Consider the following 15974-nt stretch of genomic DNA (forward strand, 5'->3'; position numbering starts at 1 on the left):
AAAAGACATCATCAAAATATAAAATCAAGCAAGACAGTGGTTACATTTGCATTCCCTGGCGCCATAGTGGCATTAGCCCACAACCTTCCTCCGTAATGATCAATTTGAATATGATCCCACTGTATTTTTAACGCCATGTTAGAATGAAAATCCCAACGCGCGCCAACCGAGTAACTTTGTTGGTTTGCACCAGATTTATTGATTGCAAACTCTGCTGCAGAACCTAATCGTTGTATTTTCTGAGCTTCAGACTCACCTAACACAGCTGTCAATGCGGACGACCACTCTGGTGTAAAGTTAGGCAAATTTGGGCTTGAAATTAAACTAACGCCGGCAAACAGGGTCACCGCATCGAAGCGTTTACCCGCACCCGCATATCCACTTGTCATATGTGCAGAGGGGTGACCCGTCACCTTGGTCACTTCGAATGTCCACAACCAGTCACTTACCTCGTAATGTGCGGAAAGTGTGTAATAAACGACGTGGGCGTTTGAGTTATCAAGCCTTGCTTGTAATTGCCGTGCTTGTTCTCCTACCTCGGGTATTTCAATGGCACTGATACTTTCTAAACCCGTTATTATAGGCTTCAACACAGTGGGATTGTCTGACAAGCCAGAATACGCCACCCCAGCTCTTAACGTTAACTCACTTGTTTCTCTGGTTGTGGTGATACCCACAACGGGTTTTACTGCAACACGCGCGTTTTCAGACAAATCGCCACTACGAGACTTTCCCCCATAGGCTTTAAAGCGCCATAAGCTGTCATCAAATTGCAGCGTTTTGCTGATGTCCGCGCCATCTAGTGTATGGGGTAACGACGCATAAAAGTCCACTGGCGGTCGGGCAAAATGATAGGCAAAACCCACGTTGCGGTAATTTGCTAACAAAAAAGCGTCTATGTTTAACCGTCCAATGCGAAAGGTTAGATCTGTTTGAGGTCGATAAGCTGCAAATGCCCATTCGATGCTGTCGCTCAAAGGGGCGTACGAAGAACGACGAGTGGCAACTAACTGGCCGACTAACTCAAATTGCACAGAAGGTGCGTAGTTCAGTTGAACACCTAACCGTGAGTCGGTGTCTGCTCGCGTTCCACCATCATTTTGGGGCTGAGAAATTGCACGCCGATACCCCCACCCGTCAGGCCCACTGCTGTGGGTCAAGCCAAGTGTGCCAAAGCCGCTTATTCTAACGGATGATTCTGGCAGCTCAGGTACGCCTGACTGCGCCGATACGCAGTTAATGCCCCCACACGAAACCAGCAAAATGAACGCGCTATAGGCGACAATCTTTGAGCGATACCAACAAAACATTAATGCACTCTCTTTGAAAATACGGCGCGCAATTTTGTGGTAGTAGGATATTGAAAATGTTCGTGTTGTTTATAAGTAAAACGTTTCATTTAACCATCCCTAATGAAAAGCATCTAGTCAAAACGAAACCGTCATTCAAACCTAGTAAAAATGGCGGAATTTTCGTTACATGACGCGAAAAAAACATTAAACAGACGAAACTAACGATAACAATGTACACATCAATTTATGTAAATAAATATTCACACACGATTTTTCTGCCAAAGCAGATATATAGAGATAAGAGATGAGGAGAATAAGAGTCCCCAAATATCATCCATATTAATGAGGCTGTTTTTACCCAGACTTAACAACTATCTATTTTATAACCAAAAAATCAAATGTCCGCAAAGCCTATTTTTTATTGCCTTGGTACATTTCGTGTTTTGTATATGAAGTCGTAAGGAACCTAGCGGTGAAGACCACCGCTAGGTTAGGTGAATATACATGAAAGGTCGTTTTAAAATAACACCAACGAAAACGGCTAAATGTATACACGTTTTGCTGATTGAAGCCTACTGATTAAAACTGGCTTTTATCTACCTCTTTTAACCAAATCGGGTTCGAATAAGCTTTGTGCCCTTGCATATCTTCGACCACTAAGGCGGCCCAGCCCGATACCTTAGGCAGGTTAAAGGTAATCGATGCACTATCACCACTGAGTGCCTGATGCTTTATTACTCTGCTGCTGTGTTCGCCTGAGCTTTCATTTTGAATTTGGGCAGAAGGACTAGACTCGCTCACGCCACCAATCAACTGTATAGACTTAAGGCCGTTGACTGCAACCAGATCCACTGTAAGCAATTGAGGTTGGTCTTTAGCCAGTTTAACCGTGTCACCAAACATCACATTTTGCGGGTAAATGATCGGGCCGAATGACACATAAGAACGTCCATTTTTCATGGCTTGAGCGAACGCATGTGCATCGGGTTTACTGGCCGTGTAAACGAACATGCGATTTAAGCCGCTGGTTTGATTCCATACATCGTGAGTGTCTGATCCTGCGGTATAGTAGTAAGGCAATCCCTGTGACCAAAGCTGATGGGCTTTCTCAATTGTTGGCGCGTTATCAACTCCAGCGTTTAACTCGAACAAATCAATACTAGGGTTGAAACCACCTGGAGCAGTGTTTTTGTTCAAGCTGCTTAGGTAACCATAGGGAATATACGGGTGGTTTGATGCAATTACCGTGGCGCCCATGCGGCGCATATCTTTGATCAGGGTGTGAATATCATCCACCCCTGGGTCGACCGATAACTGCGCCCCGCTATCAATTGGGAATGCATTAAAATGCCCCCACGACGGTGACACCTCTATTGACGGAACAAAAGGCACACCGCGTTTATCTGCCAGCGCTTGTATTTCAGCATTGTTTTTGGTCGAATCATGATCGCTCACAAACAACACGTTTAATCCAGCAGCTAATTGCGAGCGCACCAAATACTCAGGGGAAGTAGAGCCTTCGAGCACGTTAGCATGGTGATGTAAGTCCCCTGCGTACCAACCATGCTGTGTCGAGTACGTACTGATGGTAATAGTACTGGTAATATTTGTAGTCTCATTAGCTTTGACTTTGGTGTTCATTAATTCAGGCTTTGCGTTGAAACCACCACCAGCAGAGATACTCAGTTGGTATTCACCGGGGGCCAGTGGAAATGTCGCTTGGCCTTTACTATCAAGTTCAGTGAAAAACGTGCGCGCACCTAAAAACTCAATCAATGGCTGATTGCCTTTTTCAATTTTAATTTTCGCATCAAGGGGCGCGTTGGTGTTGGCATCGGTTACCTGAACACTGACCTTACCGGGGGCGAGAAGATCATTAAACGACAATGTTTGCGTTTGCTTTTCAGTTATTTCAATGTCATGAATTTTGCTCGCAGAATAGCCTTTGCCTGTGGCATAGATTTGGTATTGCCCAACGGGTAAATCAAATTGATACTGGCCATTTTGGCCTAAACCCCACATATAAGGTACATCGTCTTGGGTCACGACAATGGCAGGTTGTGTGAGCAAGTTTCCGCTTTGAGTGCGTACTTCCCCTGAAAGCGTGCCCGCTTTCGCGTTTTTACGGGTAATTTCAGCCCGAACCACTGGGGCTAAATCGCCGCTAGCCAAGACTTGGTAATCACCTGTGAACGTCACAGTTTGGCCTTTTTGCAAACTATGCTGGGTATATAAATCTCTTGATTGGTGTTTGGTTTCGCTCAGGTAAGGAGCGTGTAAGGCAACTGCCCAATCGGCAGCATAGCCCACAAAGCGATCAGCAATAAAATTCGCAGCCTGCTCCTTTTTATCACCCGATTTATGTTCTGGTACCGCAAACTTGTATCCCCCATCGGGCCATAAGGTAAACCCTGAACGCATGTCTGGGATCGCTTCACCTTGATTGGTCATAGTGGTTTGTACATGAATAATGTCAGAGCCTGAAAGCAAACTATAGGTAGTGCTTATTTCAACCTGCCCAAAATCTCGGGTAATGTTAACGATGGCTTCATCAGGGCTGTCTTTTATCACATCAAGGGTTTGATATGTGTTGGGCCAGCTTGACCAATCATTCGGTATGAAATCCGCAAACGCCACGCGGTCAAGGCTCAGCGTCCCATCGGCTTCAACGTTTGCAATATCAACAATACAACCTCGCGCTACGCCCCAAGGCGGTGCTGATCCCATGGCTAATGAAAATGCGAGTTTGTCGTTTTTAATGGTGATATCGCTGTCTGAGGTCGCGTTGCCATGGGGAATAACGGTTTTGCCTTTTATGATACTGACAGTGGCATAGCTTGAAAATGACACGGTAAGGCCTGTCAATAGGATCCCGAGACTGGCAAATAAAGAAGAGCGAGAAAAGAGTTTCATGGTTATCTACCTGTGGCAGGCTTAACGCTCTGCCTGTTCTGATTAAATTAGGTTTATCACATCTGCGCGAAATAAGAATCTAAACGCGTTTTATGTCAGTTTTTGCAGCGCGCATAATAACAAAATGGCCGTATTCATGAGCAATCGTACTGACAAACACGATCACGAACGCAAGTACAAGTACAAAAAAGGCCACAAACAGAGAGTCTGAATGTGGCCTCGTAGGGTCAGTAATTTTACATTACGAACCTAACGTTAAATGATGCGATACGTGGTGCACCAATCCAACCGGCATTTGGCGCGATTGAACCTAAGTACTCTTCGTCAAATACGTTGTTTACAGTAAAGCTAAGCTCGACGCTATCGATGCTGCCACCAATATCATAAGCGGTTTTACCTACATACAAATCGCTCACTACATAAGAGTCGACTTCTTGAGTGTTGACTTGGTCTAAGAAACGCTCACCTACATATTTGGTGCTAAAACCAGCGTAGAAGTCATTCTTGGCGTAATCGAAGCTGATAACCGCCATATCTTCTGGGCTACCGATAACGGTTTTGCCACGAACGTCAATAACTACATTAGTGGCGCTTACTTCTAGACCAGTATAGGTCGATTTATTCTTAGTGTATGAAACATACACACCGAAGTTCTCGTTAAACTTATAATCGATTGATGCTTCGATACCATCAGATTCAATACCACCTTCATTGAGGAAGCCACCCGCATCAGATTCTAAGAAATCAATACCGTTGACGTCTTCGTTGCTGATGAAGGTGATACGGTTTTCAAACTTGATGTTGTAATAGGTCAAGCTTGCGTTAAAGCCAGGCGTTGAATAACGTAAACCAAAATCAATGTTATCAGCTGTTTCTGGCTCAAGTGTGCTCACATCAGCGTCATCACGCTCTAATACTGAATCTTTTACTGCGGCAAAGTTCTCAGCATAACCACCGAATACTTCTAGGCCGTCTAGCGGCAATGGCGCAACAAAACCAGCTGAAATTAGCACATCTGAATCAGATGAAACATCCAAGTCGTTCTCTGGTACAAACTGGTCATCTTTAGATACATCGACCTTGAATTGCTTTGCTCCTAAACGGAATTTAGCGAAGCCAGCATCAAGTTCGTCTTCAATGTAATACATCAACGTTTCAACTGGGAATTCACGATCGTACTGCACCCAATAAGGAGTTTCGTCATAGCGGGGGCTCGTGGCTGCATCTATGGTTTTGTGCCAATCACGATACTCGTCACGTTGGTAATCTTCATACCAAAATCCGCCGCGTAACACGTTGTCCATATCAGAAATACTGGTATTCCAGGTAAAGTCACCGTTTACGCCGTAACGTTTTTTATCATAATGGGTATGACGGTTTGAGCTAACTGGAATAGCGCCTTGCTCGTAACAACCTGGGTCGATTTCTGCACTACCACCGCCGTAAGGGAAGCCAATTGAGCTTTCACAACCAGCGATTGGCGATAACGTTTCGCCAGCGCGATTAGTAAAATAAATCAAACTTTGTGATACACCACCATAGGCAGTGGTCGATGAATCTAGCTCAGAATTTGGATTACCTACGCCGTCATCAGTGACATTAGCAATGTAATATGGGATCCATTTTCCTGCGCCTTCATTCTCGTGGTAATAGACGTTAGTACTAAAATCAACTTCCCCTACCGCGAAGTCAGCTTTTAAGTAGGTGAAAAAGTTCTCGCGCTCAGTTACCCAACCTTCACGAAACACTTGGTCTTGGTATGGCACGCCAGACCAATCTTCAGTCAAGCCATCCCATTCAGCGTTTTGCTCGTATTGAGCTAAACCGTAAACTCGTTGATAAGTGTATTCTTCTGCATCGTCGTAACTAACATAAGCGGTAAGATCCACTTCACCAATGGTGCTGATAATTTTACCTTCAGCGTGATCACGTTTGTTGGTGATTGAACCGTCCATGTAGTCATCATTTTGCTGGCTTGATAGTGACATCCACGCGAACGTGTCTTGTGCTATTTCGCCGGTATCGTAACGAACGTAAAATTTTCTCGCATTATGTTCTGCAAGTGTTGTGCTAACCGTTAATTGCTCATCTAACGCAGGTAGAATGGTGGTGAAATCCATTGTCCCGCCAAGCGCTTCGTTTGAGCGCGAGCTGATATCAGCAGTACCTTGAGATACTTCTACACCACGCAAGTTTTCGGTATCGATATAACGACTGGCTTTGGTACCACCGCCGTAGTTCGAGTTACCATTTGATATGCCGTCAACCGTCATACCAATTTGCTGTGATTCAAGGTTCAATTGAAAACCACGAATTGAAATACTGGTAGACCATTCATCAGAGCCAAACGGGTCACCTTCAGTCACTAATACGCCTGGCAAGTTATCGACTAAGGCCAGCACGCTAGTCATGGGTGTTTGCTGCTTTTTCATTTCTTCAGAAGCGGCACTGTTTGCGTACGACACGTTACGTCCCGTTACTACGATAGACTCAAAGTCTTCTTCTTGTTGTTTTTTTGCACTGGCTTGTGCGTCTGCTTCTTGAGCAAAAGCTGGCAATGACGTCATAGACATAGCTGACAGCACAGACAAAGCAATAAGGCTTTGCTTCTTTGGCACATAAGTATTCATAAAAAGTCCTGTTTTGTGTGTTGTGTTTATATTGTGTGAATTGATGGTAAATTCCTTAGTTACTAATTCTTGGTGTTAATATTTCAAACTTTTAATCTACTGAATCTATTTTAGTGAAATCAATTTCGTTATCTTTTGGTGAACTGTCGATGTTTTTGACTGTTTTAGGTTTGCTATAAGCGATGAAAATTGCACAGCTAAAGAACAAACCGATCACCAGCGCTCCAACCCATTGAATTTGCAGAAACTCTAATTTGAACAGCAGGGTCAACAACGACAATGTGATCACGTTTAGCGCGATGTAACCGAGCTTACCCAAACGCTTGACCGTCATATTTAAATTGTCGGTATACAAACGGATCAGCGAATCGAGTGAATTGATCACAAACACTATGCCCACAAAAGCCATGGCGAAGTTCTTCAGCCCAGCGGTAGGAATGCCCGCTTCATGGTATTGATATATGACGCTGAACCACACCGCGATAGGAATAGACGGAAAAATCAACATGGCGCCAAGTACTTGATACGTTTTTAAGCCGCCGACAAAACGAGAGGTAAACTGACCAATCATGATGCTCCACGCAAACCACCAGAATAAATAAAATTCGTGGTACTTGTTCAGGGGCAATACAAAGTCTTCTAGGTTGCCAAAATAGCTACCTATCAGCTCTAGGTTACTCACAAATGCGGCAACGTGGCTGTCACTGCCTAAAAAGGCACCCGCCCACATAAAGGCGATCAAGGCGATAAACAGCCAGGTAGTAGAAATACTCAATATGCGTACATATTTGATGTCAGTACTGGAATACACCGCAAAGCAAATAGCGGCAAATACAATAAGATAGAAGCTCGGGACAATTGATTCGCCATCACCGATGGCCGGTAGGTACCAAGGCAAATTAGATAACAACAAAAACGCAGTAAAGGCACAGGTGCCAATGATCACCACATTGTTAATCAGTTTAACCAGCGGGATCTCGAAAAACTTAACCTTGGGCTCAACCACACAGAAGTAAAAACAAGTAAGAAAGTAAAAGCCCCAAATCAGAAACCCCCAATAACCAAATTCAATGGCCATTGGGTTGGTAAAGGCGTATTCGGGGTTGGCCTTTAGGTTTGCGTAGCCACCAAACTCGGTCAGCGGGAACATGATCAAGCCAACGTCTAGGCCTGAGGTAAATAGAATAGCGATAAAAGTGAAAAGCCTGACCGGCGTAACACCGACACAAACGACATTTCCCCATTTGAGCAAAATAACCACAATGGCCAATAGGGTGAAAATGATCCCAGCGTTAAGCCATAAGGTCATTTGAGCCTCCCCAAAATAAGCGATAAAACTTCATCTTTCTTCCTGTTTTTTGACTCGCGTTACGCAGCAAAAATACGTCCTTTACTGCGTGTCAGGTGGCCAGATTAAATCGTTGCGTTACGTTGCACAGTTTGCCAATTGCTTGAAGTCGCAACCGTTACCTGCGCTTGGCTAAGTGCAGGTTTGCCCAAAATCATGTCTGCGGCCTTTTCTGCCACCATAATGGTGGGGGCATTCAAGTTGCCGTTAGGCACAGTGGGAAAAATGGACGAATCGACCACTCTAAGCCCTTGAATACCGTGCACCTGAGTGCTGGAATTCACCACGGCCATGGCGTCTTCACCCATACGGCAAGAACACGACGGATGGTATGCACTCTCAGTTGCTTGGCGCACGAACGCGTCTATTTCTTCGTCAGTTTGGATGTGCTTACCCGGCTGAATTTCATCATCACGGTAATTATCAAACGCGCTTTGCTCGATAATTTCACGCGTTAAGCGCACGCAGGCGCGAAAGCCTTCAATGTCATCTTGGTGCTGCAAATAATTGAACTGAATTTTTGGTGCTTCAGTCGGATCAGCAGATTTAATCGTGACTGCTCCACGACTTTTCGGTTTGTTATGGCCCACATGCACTTGAAAACCATGGCCATCAAACGCGCTTCGCCCGTCATAACGCATAGCTGCCGGTAAAAAGTGGTATTGAATATCTGGCCACTCAACGCCGGGTTTTGAGCGAATAAACGCACACGACTCAAAGTGATTGGTGGCGCCTAAACCTTTGCGGGTAATTAACCAGCGAGCGCCAATCAAGCCTTTAGAAATAAGGCCAAGTTTGCCGTTTAACGTGATGGGCTGCTTGCACTTATATTGGAAATAAAACTCCAAATGATCTTGCAGGTTTTGCCCTACGCCAGGTAAGTGATGTTTCACCTGAACCCCCGCAGCGGTGAGTGTGTCACTGTCACCGATCCCGGAAAGTTGTAACAGGTGAGGAGAGCCAATGGAGCCTGCGCTTAACACCACCTCTTTCGATGCTTTAGCCGACGTTTTGTTGCCGTTAATGCTGTACTCAACTCCAACGGCCTTTTTGCCGTCAAGCAGCACTTTTTCAGCAAGTGCACCTGTGACTATAGTTAAGTTCTTGCGAGACTTAACCGGGTCAAGGTATTCGCGACTTGTAGAGCTGCGCACACCGTCTTTTACGGTCATGTGCATGGGGCCAAAACCCTCTTGCTGTGCCGCATTGTAATCATCGGTGGCCGCGTAACCCGCTTGCTTACCAGCCTCGATAAACGCGGTGTAGAGGGGGTTCGCCATTTCATTGCCATTATTGACTCCAAGAGGGCCTTTATCACCACGGTAGGCATCTTTACCTAAGTAGAACGTTTCTGCTTTTTGAAAGTAAGGCAAGCAAGACTGATAATCCCATCCTTGTGCCCCGTGCTCTTGCCACTCGTCAAAGTCTTTGGCATGGCCTCGTACGTATACCATGCCGTTGATAGACGACGAACCGCCTAACACCTTGCCCCTAGGGCAATGCATTTTTCGATTGTCTAAATAAGGTTCAGCTTCGGTGTGAAACTGCCAAGCGAGTTTTTCAGTATTCATCGGAATGGACAGCGCAGTGGGCATCTTGATAAAGATGTTTTTATCGCTGCCGCCGGTTTCCAATAACAACACTTGATTGTTGGCATCTTCAGATAAGCGATTGGCCAATACACACCCTGCAGAGCCTGCGCCCACTACAATGTAGTCGTAAGTTTGCTCAGCCATTAAAATGGGCTCTCTATGTCGGTCATACCCACATAAACGGATTTAGTTTGGGTGTAATGATCGAGTGTTTCGATGCCGTTCTCACGGCCGATACCCGATTGCTTATAACCCCCCACTGGCATTTCTGCCGGAGAATTACCGTAGCTGTTGATCCAGCAAATACCCGCTTGTAATTTGTGAATAACGCGGTGAGCGCGCTTGATGTCTTTAGTGAATACCCCCGCGGCTAAGCCTAAGTGCGTATCGTTCGCACGGCGTATCACATCAGCTTCATCATCAAACACCAACACACTCATCACTGGGCCAAATATTTCTTCTTTGACTATGGTCATGTCGTCGGTGCAATCGGTGAACACCGTCGGTGCCACAAAATAACCGTTCGGTGCTGATGCAGGGCTAAGCGTTGTTCCGCCCGTTAATACGGTCGCGCCCTCTTCAATGCCCTTGTTGATATAGCTCATGACTAAGTCTTGGTGATTTTTAGAAATCAACGCGCCCAAATTAACGTTTGGATCAAGCGGGTCACCAGCAATAATGTTCTGCTCAGTGCGGGTTTTAAGCTCGTCTATAAATGCCTGATACACAGACTTGTGGACATAAACCCGGGTACAATTGGTACACACTTCACCTTGGGTGTAGAAGTTACCAAGCATTGCGGCGCTCACCGCTTGTGACACATCGGCATCTTCAAACACGAGTAACGGGGATTTACCGCCTAATTCCATGGTCACATCTTTTAGTGAGCCAGCTGCACTGGCAACGACTTTTTTGCCCGTGCCTACTTCACCGGTGAAAGACACCTTCTCGATGTCTGGGCTTTGGGTCAGCCATTGGCCTACTTCTGCAGCGCCTTGCACCACATTGAACACACCGGCTGGTAGACCCGCTTCGAAGAAAATCTCTGCTAATTTAATCGCGCCTAATGGGGTTTCCTCAGACGGTTTGAAAATAAGTGCATTACCCGCAGCAAGCGCTGGGCCCGACTTCCAACAGGCGATCTGCAGAGGGTAGTTCCATGCGCCTATACCAGCACAAATGCCAAGAGGCTCTTTGCGGGTGTAATAAAAATCATCACCTATCGATTGTTGCTGACCAACTTGAGCTGGGGCTAACCCAGCAAAGTATTCGATAACATCAGCACCCGTTTGTACGTCCACGCACTCGGCCTCTTGCCACGGTTTGCCGGTATCTAGCACTTCAATTTTTGCTAAGGCGTCATTACGCTCACGCAGTAATGACACAGCTTTCAATAAAATCCGACTACGTTCAATGGGCGTCATAGCTGACCAAAGTGCAAAGCCTTCTTTAGCACTGTTGATTGCCGCCTGTTGAACGGAATCATCTGCTACTTCAACGCGATAAATCACGTCGTCAGTTGCTGGGTTTTTAACAGCAAATGTTTCGCCAGATTGGTTAGCGAGGAATTGGCCATGAATGAAATTTTGGTAAACAAGTGTTGTCACGTTAGGATCCATATTGTTTGATAAGCGAGCGCACGTAGCCTTTTGCCAGTCGCTCACAGTGTTCAAATTCATCTTTGTCAGACTTGCTTAGTACCGCTCTTAACCACAAGCCGTCTATCATTGCCGCGCTTAATTCAGCGGCAGCTCTTGCGTCTTCAGCGTTCATTAACTGTTTAAATGAACACGCTAAATTACTGCACAGTCTTTTGCTGTTTACGTTCTGCAAGCGATGCAACTCAATGTCGTGCATGGATTGCGCCCAAAAGCTCAACCAAGTCTTGGTTGCATTACTTTGTTGTTGAAGCCGTGAAAAGTTAGCTTCAACGATTAACATCAGTCTTTGCTCTGAGGTGGTATCTGCCTTCAGCCCACCTAATAACGTTTGTTTTAAGTTAGATAACAAATAACGCACGGTCGCTTCGATAAGGCCCTGCTTCCCACCAAAATAGTGGCTAATGATGCCCGACGATAAACCTGCCTTTTTACTGATGCTATTGATGGTAGTCGCACGTAAACCAAGCTCAGCCACCGACTCTATCGTGGCGTCAATTAGTTGTTGTCGACGTACTGGCTGCATTCCAACTTTAGGCATAGTGTGCAAAGACTTTTGTTAATTGAACGTTCAATAAAAATAAATTTTAGGGTAATAGGTTTGATAATTCAACGTTGACAAACTGTAAACTGGCCAGATAAATGCGTAGAGCTAAATCTAATTCGTTGGCACGCCGCGTAATTAAAGAGCAAACAAAAAGAATAAAAATAATCACATTTTTTTAATTAAAATCTTTAAAAGGGCTTTAAAACAAGCATATTGCGTAAATGTAATCCCATAAACGCGTTTATTAGGGTCGTCATAAAACTGTCATATTTAGTAGAACACTAACGATTTAACGAGTGAAAACACCCCATCGAAGTAAGCATGGCGATACCGAAAATGCCGACCGCTAACTGCGTCTTGTTTCTACGTCATTGCACGGTTGTTAAGCGACAGTCTTACACGAGTCTTACGCGAGTATTGCGCACGCACTAGCAATGCTTCGTGCTATCTGCTTGTTGTCTATTGCCTCCCAACAAACACCGCGTGATTGAGCCAAGCTAGCCATATCCAAAACGCCCTAGGCGCGCTACTATTGACGTCTTAGCATTCATCCACGAAGGATAAAAAACGTTTATGAATCAACACGTACTTGTGCTCAATTGCGGTAGTTCTTCGATTAAATTCGCCATTATCGATGCCGAAACAGGCGCTGCTCCTTTGCAAGGAATTGCTGAAAACCTCGGGGCACATAACGCCCAATTGCGCTATAGCTCCGATGAGCACAAAACCACCGTCGCACTCACTGACAATGCCAACCACAAACAGGCCCTGGCCAGTATCGGCCAAGTGTTAACGCAATATGACGCCTTACAATCAAGCATTATTGCGATTGGACATCGCGTGGTGCACGGGGGGGAACGTTTTGAGCAATCGTGTTTAATCGATTCATCAGTCAAAGAAGGCATTCGCGATTTAGCGAAAATGGCGCCACTGCATAACCTGGCGCATGTGGCGGGTATTGAAAGTGCCCAAGACGCGTTTCCAGATTTGCCCCAAGTCGCGGTTTTTGATACTGCGTATTTTCAAACACTTCCCAAGCACGCCTATCTATACGCCCTGCCCTATAGCCTTTACGAGCAGCATGGTATTCGTAAATACGGCTTTCATGGCTCCAGCCATCATTTTGTGTCACATGAAGCCGCTAGATTACTGAATAAAGATATTGCCCAATGTAACCTGATCACTGCACATTTGGGCAACGGCTGCAGTATTACAGCGATAAAGCAAGGTAAGGCGATCGATACCAGCATGGGGTTCACCCCACTTGAAGGCCTAGTCATGGGGACTCGATGTGGTGACATTGATCCCAGCGTGGCGACCTATCTGATTGAGTCATTAGATTACAGCGCCGCTCAGGTCAGTGCGCTGATGAATAAGCAATCGGGCCTTCAAGGCATTTCACAGTTGAGCAATGACTGTCGAGCATTAGAGGAGCAGCAAGCATTAGGCAACGAGAACGCCAAACTTGCCCTCGATATGTTTGTGCATCGCTTAGTAAAATATATCGGCTCATATTTGGCGCTTGTTGGCCCCTTAGATGCCTTAGTGTTCACTGGCGGCATCGGTGAAAACTCCAGTTATATTCGCCAGCAAACCATAGCGCAACTTGCCCATATGGGCTTTAGCTTAGATGAAACGTTAAACACTGAAACACGCTTTGGCCGCTCAGGGCGCATTAGCAACGCAACCTCTAAGCCTGTTTTTGCCATCGCCACCAACGAAGAGTGGGTTATTACTAAAGACACCATTCATTGCGCCTTTAAAGCCTAAGGAGACACCATGGCACGTAGAATAATGTTAATACCTGTTGGTAGCAGCGCCGGACTCACCAGCGTTTCACTGGGTATGGTTAGAGCCATGCAGCAGCAAGGGTTAAAAGTGAATTTTTTCAAACCGATGGGCCAACCGCGCCATGGCGACGATGAACCAGAGAAGTCGACAACGATTATCACTCAGCTAGGCCCAACGAAACCCGCAACCCCCTTCACCTCGGCGTATGTTGAGGACATGATCAGCAATGACAAGATGGACGTCTTATTAGAAGAAATTATCGCCTTATATGAAACACACTATGCAGACGAAGACATTGGTATTATCGAGGGGTTAGTGTCTACCCCAAGTCATCCTTATGCAGTGCGCCTAAACCGCGAAATTTGTAACGCACTTGACGCCAAAATTGTGTTGGTGAGCTCCCCTAGCAACCTCACAATGAACCAACTCAATGATAAATTAGAGATAGTGGCAGATAACTACGGTGGTCACAGAAGTAAAAAAGTGCTCGGGTGTATCTTCAATAAAATTAATGCTCCATTGGATGATCGTGGCCATTTAAGCACTGAACTACTGGAAAATCATGACGAGAGCAAAACCGCCGATATAATCAAACGACTTGAAAGTCTGCCCATTTTTAACAAAACGTTTGCCCTTCTTGGGTGCATAAGTTGGAGCTTCGATTTAATTGCACCTCGGGTGGATGATTTAAGAAAACACCTGAATGCAAAGTTACTCAACGAAGGCGATTATAAACACCGCAGATTACGCAGCGTGAACCTATGTGCCCGTGAGATCCACAATATGGTGTGGGTATTGAAACCCGGCGCATTGCTTGTTATTTCAGGCGATAGAAACGACATGTTTGTGATGGCCTGCCTAGCGGCTCAAAACGGCACCAAAATCGGGGCTATTTTGCTAACCGGCGGGTATGAACCTGACCCAAGAGTAATGGCATTGTGCTCCCAAGCCATGGAAACCGGCTTACCTGTGATGCTGGTAGATGACAACACATGGCAAACATCACTAAATTTACACTTTTACAACTTAGAAGTGCCGGTTGACGATGAGCAACGCATTAACCGTGTGATGGATCACGCCGCCAGTTGTATTGATCCCCATTGGATAAACTCACTAAGTGCTGGCGCGTCAAAAGCCCTGCGGTTATCGCCCCCTGCATTTCGCTTTAAACTCACCCAGCTAGCCAAAGCCGCTAACAAAACCATAGTGCTCCCTGAAGGTGATGAGCCACGTACCATAAAAGCCGCGGCAATTTGTGCCGAGCGCGGCATTGCTAATTGCGTATTGTTGGGCGACAAAGTAGAAATCTTAAGAGTGGCCGAGCAGCAAGGCGTTGTGCTGCCAGATTCAGTCACCATACAACAACCACAAGACATACAGGCGCATTACATCGCCCCGCTGGTTGAGCTGCGCAAGCACAAAGGGTTAACCGACGTGGTAGCGCAAGAGCAACTGCTCGATAACGTCGTACTTGGTACCATGATGTTAAAGCAAGGTGATGTTGATGGCTTAGTGTCTGGCGCGGTGCATACCACAGCCAATACCATACGCCCTGCCCTGCAGTTAATTAAAACCGCACCCGGGGCGTCTTTGGTGTCGTCCATCTTCTTTATGCTGCTGCCGGAACAAGTACTGGTATACGGTGACTGTGCAATTAATCCAGACCCGACTGCCGAGCAACTAGCGGATATCGCCATACAATCTGCTGACTCAGCCGCTGCGTTTGGTATTGAGCCCAAAGTCGCCATGATCAGTTACAGCACGGGCACATCAGGCACTGGGGTTGATGTAGACAAGGTTAAAAAAGCCACGGAACTGGCACAACAAAAAAGACCTGACTTGTTGATTGACGGCCCGTTGCAATACGATGCCGCTGTGATGGAAAGTGTTGCCAATAAAAAAGCACCGAATTCAAAAGTAGCCGGCCAAGCCACCGTATTTGTGTTCCCGGATCTCAATACAGGCAATACAACCTACAAGGCCGTACAGCGCAGTGCTAACTTAGTCAGCATTGGCCCTATGCTGCAAGGTATGGGTAAGCCAGTGAACGACTTGAGCCGCGGGGCGCTGGTAGACGATATCGTATATACGATAGCGCTAACAGCGATTCAAGCGACGCAACTAAATAGCTAAGGTGTAACTCCTAAATGTTTGAATGCCCGTTCTATCGAGCAATAAATACGGTCAATGGTAAATACCACAA

9 protein-coding genes are annotated in these 15974 nt (G+C 45.9%); 2 read left to right on the top strand and 7 right to left on the bottom strand.

The window, feature by feature from the left end; genetic code table 11:
- Positions 1-11: 11 nt before the first annotated feature.
- The 7 genes from AC0L6N_RS11070 to betI form a co-directional block, all read right to left on the bottom strand.
- Positions 12-1310, bottom strand: a complete 1299-nt coding sequence (locus AC0L6N_RS11070; protein ID WP_473474659.1) for a hypothetical protein — start codon at positions 1308-1310, stop codon at positions 12-14.
- 561 nt (positions 1311-1871) lie between these two features.
- On the bottom strand, positions 1872-4205 hold the full coding sequence (locus tag AC0L6N_RS11075) for a CehA/McbA family metallohydrolase (protein ID WP_473474660.1): 2334 nt from the start codon (positions 4203-4205) through the stop codon (positions 1872-1874).
- Between the two features lie 236 nt (positions 4206-4441).
- Complete coding sequence (locus AC0L6N_RS11080) at positions 4442-6835, bottom strand: TonB-dependent receptor (protein WP_473474661.1); 2394 nt, start codon at positions 6833-6835, stop codon at positions 4442-4444.
- A gap of 91 nt (positions 6836-6926) precedes the next feature.
- Entirely contained in the window at positions 6927-8144 is a 1218-nt protein-coding gene (locus AC0L6N_RS11085) for a BCCT family transporter (protein ID WP_473474662.1), read from the bottom strand.
- A 104-nt stretch (positions 8145-8248) separates the two neighbouring features.
- The gene (betA, locus tag AC0L6N_RS11090) at positions 8249-9919 is read right to left on the bottom strand and encodes a choline dehydrogenase (protein WP_473474663.1); all 1671 of its coding nucleotides are present in this window, start codon (positions 9917-9919) and stop codon (positions 8249-8251) included.
- Complete coding sequence (gene betB, locus AC0L6N_RS11095; RefSeq protein WP_473474664.1) at positions 9919-11382, bottom strand: betaine-aldehyde dehydrogenase; 1464 nt, start codon at positions 11380-11382, stop codon at positions 9919-9921. The genes betA and betB overlap by 1 nt, the downstream gene beginning before the upstream one ends.
- Position 11383: 1 nt before the next feature.
- A complete protein-coding gene (gene betI / locus AC0L6N_RS11100) occupies positions 11384-11974 on the bottom strand; it encodes a transcriptional regulator BetI (protein ID WP_011575367.1) in 591 nt (196 codons plus the stop codon).
- A 579-nt stretch (positions 11975-12553) separates the two neighbouring features.
- Between betI and AC0L6N_RS11105 the strand changes: the two genes are divergently transcribed.
- Both AC0L6N_RS11105 and pta read left to right on the top strand, forming a co-directional pair.
- Positions 12554-13750 carry an acetate kinase gene (locus AC0L6N_RS11105; RefSeq protein WP_473474665.1) on the top strand — a complete coding sequence of 399 codons (1197 nt, stop codon included), beginning with the start codon at positions 12554-12556 and terminating at the stop codon, positions 13748-13750.
- Between the two features lie 9 nt (positions 13751-13759).
- Positions 13760-15904 carry a phosphate acetyltransferase gene (gene pta / locus AC0L6N_RS11110; RefSeq protein WP_473474666.1) on the top strand — a complete coding sequence of 715 codons (2145 nt, stop codon included), beginning with the start codon at positions 13760-13762 and terminating at the stop codon, positions 15902-15904.
- Positions 15905-15974 lie beyond the last annotated feature (70 nt).

Source organism: Paraglaciecola sp. G1-13, assembly GCF_055809255.1.

Excerpts from the sequence above, each read along its gene's own strand:
- betI (WP_011575367.1), bottom strand. The coding sequence starts at position 11,974 with ATGCCTAAAGTTGGAATGCAGCCAGTACGTCGACAACAACTAATTGAC.
- AC0L6N_RS11075 (WP_473474660.1), bottom strand. The coding sequence starts at position 4,205 with ATGAAACTCTTTTCTCGCTCTTCTTTATTTGCCAGTCTCGGGATCCTA.
- AC0L6N_RS11070 (WP_473474659.1), bottom strand. The coding sequence starts at position 1,310 with ATGTTTTGTTGGTATCGCTCAAAGATTGTCGCCTATAGCGCGTTCATT.
- AC0L6N_RS11085 (WP_473474662.1), bottom strand. The coding sequence starts at position 8,144 with ATGACCTTATGGCTTAACGCTGGGATCATTTTCACCCTATTGGCCATT.
- betA (WP_473474663.1), bottom strand. The coding sequence starts at position 9,919 with ATGGCTGAGCAAACTTACGACTACATTGTAGTGGGCGCAGGCTCTGCA.
- AC0L6N_RS11080 (WP_473474661.1), bottom strand. The coding sequence starts at position 6,835 with ATGAATACTTATGTGCCAAAGAAGCAAAGCCTTATTGCTTTGTCTGTG.
- AC0L6N_RS11105 (WP_473474665.1), top strand. The coding sequence starts at position 12,554 with ATGAATCAACACGTACTTGTGCTCAATTGCGGTAGTTCTTCGATTAAA.
- pta (WP_473474666.1), top strand. The coding sequence starts at position 13,760 with ATGGCACGTAGAATAATGTTAATACCTGTTGGTAGCAGCGCCGGACTC.